2 protein-coding genes are annotated in these 2553 nt (G+C 65.4%); both read left to right on the top strand.

The genetic code is table 11. From position 1 onward, the window contains the following. A partial coding sequence (locus AR540_RS08620; RefSeq protein WP_177339207.1) for an efflux RND transporter permease subunit occupies positions 1-1107 on the top strand: 1107 nt, incomplete at its 5' end. A gap of 1 nt (position 1108) precedes the next feature. Next, the coding region (locus tag AR540_RS08615) for an efflux transporter outer membrane subunit (RefSeq protein ID WP_059228018.1) at positions 1109-2553 on the top strand (1445 nt) is incomplete at its 3' end.

Raw genomic sequence — 2553 nt, 5'->3', positions numbered from 1 at the left:
TTCGACTTCTATCTGCAGGACAACGGCGGCATTGGCCACGAGGCGCTCATGGCCGCGCGCAATCAGTTGCTCGGCATGGCTGCGCAGAATCCCAAGCTGATGCAGACCCGGCCCAATGGTCTCAACGACGAGCCGCAGTTCAAGCTCATCGTCGACGACGAAAAGGTGCGGGCGCTCGGTTTGTCGCAGAGCGATGTCAATCAGACGCTGTCCAGCGGCTGGGCCTCCAGTTACATCAACGACTTCATCGACCGTGGTCGGGTGAAGAAGGTGTACATGCAGGGCGAAGCCAGCGCGCGGATGAATCCCGAGGACTTCAACAAGTGGTATGTGCGCAACAGCGCTGGCGACATGGTGCCGGTATCGGCCTTCGCCCGCGGCGAGTGGGTCTATGGCTCGCCCAAGCTGGAGCGCTACAACGGCATCTCCTCTCTGGAGATCCTGGGATCCGCCGCGCCTGGCTACAGTACCGGTGATGCCATGGCCGAGATCGAGCGCATGGCCAAGGAGCTGCCGCAGGGCGTGGGTATCGCCTGGACCGGTCTGTCCTACGAGGAGCGGCTGTCGGGCTCCCAGGCACCGGCGCTCTATGCCTTGTCGATGCTGGTGGTGTTCCTTTGCCTGGCGGCGCTGTACGAGAGTTGGTCGATTCCGATCGCGGTGCTCCTGGTCGTGCCACTGGGCGTCATCGGTGCGCTGTTGGCCACCTATTTCCGCGGCCTCGCCAACGACGTGTTCTTCCAGGTCGGTCTACTCACCACCATTGGCCTCGCGGCGAAGAACGCCATCCTGATCGTGGAATTCGCCAAGGAGCTGCACGAGGGCGGCAAGAACATCGTCGATGCGGCGGTGGAAGCCTCGCGCATGCGCTTGCGCCCCATCATCATGACCTCCATGGCCTTCATCCTGGGCGTGGTGCCCCTGGCGGTGTCCTCGGGCGCCAGCTCCGGCAGCCAGCACGCGGTCGGTACCGGCGTGATCGGCGGCATGCTCACCGCCACGGTGCTGGCGATCTTCTGGATTCCCATGTTCTACGTGGTGGTCAGCAGCCTGTTCAAGGACAAGGCCACCAAGGACCAGGAAGCCCATGGCAAGGAAGGACACTGATATGAAGAAGTCTGTCTTGGCGGTGATCGTGGGCATGCTGGCCGTCTCCGGCTGCAGCCTGATCCCCGACTACCAGCGGCCCAATGCGCCGGTGGAGAACGCCTGGCCCCATGGCCAGGCCTACGATGCCCTGACGGTCAATCGCGACCAGCAGGCGGCCGACATCGGCTGGCGCGATTTCTATCGCGACCCGACGCTGCAGCGGCTGATCCAGCTGTCGCTGGACAACAACCGCGACCTGCGCCAGGCCGCGCTGAACGTACGCCTCTACCAGGCGCAATATCGCGTGCAGCGCGCCGAGCTGTTTCCCGACATCGGGGTTACGGGTACTGGTACCCGGACCCGGACGCCGGAAGACCTGAGCCAGACCGCTGCCATCCAGCAACTGCTGGCGGGCAATGGCGGCAACGCCGGGGGTGGCGGGGGTGGCAGCATCAGCAGCCAGTACAGCGTCACCCTGGGCTTCACCTCCTATGAGCTGGACCTGTTCGGTCGTCTGCGCAGCCTCAGCGAGCAGGCACTGCTCAACTACTTCGCCACCAGCGAAGGGCGCCGCAGCACCCAGATCTCGCTGGTCTCGCAAGTGGCCAACGCCTACTACGCCTGGCTCACCGACCAGCGCATGCTGCAGCTGACCCGCGAGACCCTCGCCGCCTACCAGCGCTCCTACGACCTGACCCGCCAGACCGTGGAGAACGGCGTGGCCAGTGGCCTGGACCTGCGCCAGTCGCGTACCGCCCTGGAAGGGGCGCGGGCGAACCTGGCCCAGTACACTCGCCAGGTGGCCCAGGATCGCAACGCCCTGACCCTGTTGTTGGGCACCTCGATCCCGGCGGACCTGCCGCAAGGCAAGGGCCTGGATGGGAACGATCTGCTCGCCGACCTGCCGGCCAACCTGCCGTCGGACCTGCTGCAGAAGCGCCCGGACATCCTCCAGTCCGAACTGCAACTGCGCGCGGCCAACGCCAACATCGGCGCGGCACGGGCAGCCTTCTTCCCGCGCATCAGCCTGACCGCCCAGGGCGGCACGGCCAGTCGCGACCTGAACGGCCTGTTCGACGCCGGCTCCGGCTACTGGACCTTCTCGCCGAGCATCAACATCCCCATCTTCACCGCCGGCAGCCTCAAGGCCAGCCTGGATGCGGCCAAGATCCAGAAGGACATCAACGTCGCCACCTACGAGAAGTCGATCCAGACCGCCTTCCGCGAAGTGGCCGATGCCCTGGCCGCGAAGGGCACCTACGACGACCAGCTCAAGGCCCAGCAGGACCTGGTGCAGGCCAGCCAGGAGTACTACGACCTGGCCAACCTGCGCTATCGCCAGGGCATCGACAACTACCTCACGGTGCTCGACGCCCAGCGCTCGCTGTACAGCGCCCAGCAGCAGCTGATCACCGACCGCCTCAACCAGCTCAACAGCGAGGTCACCCTGTACAAGGCCCTCGG

It is taken from the genome of Pseudomonas sp. EpS/L25 (genome assembly GCF_001512295.1).
In the GTDB taxonomy this organism is placed as follows: domain Bacteria; phylum Pseudomonadota; class Gammaproteobacteria; order Pseudomonadales; family Pseudomonadaceae; genus Chryseomonas.
The sequence above is the reverse complement of the archived record's forward strand: the minus strand, read 5'-3'. Positions and strand labels throughout refer to the sequence as shown.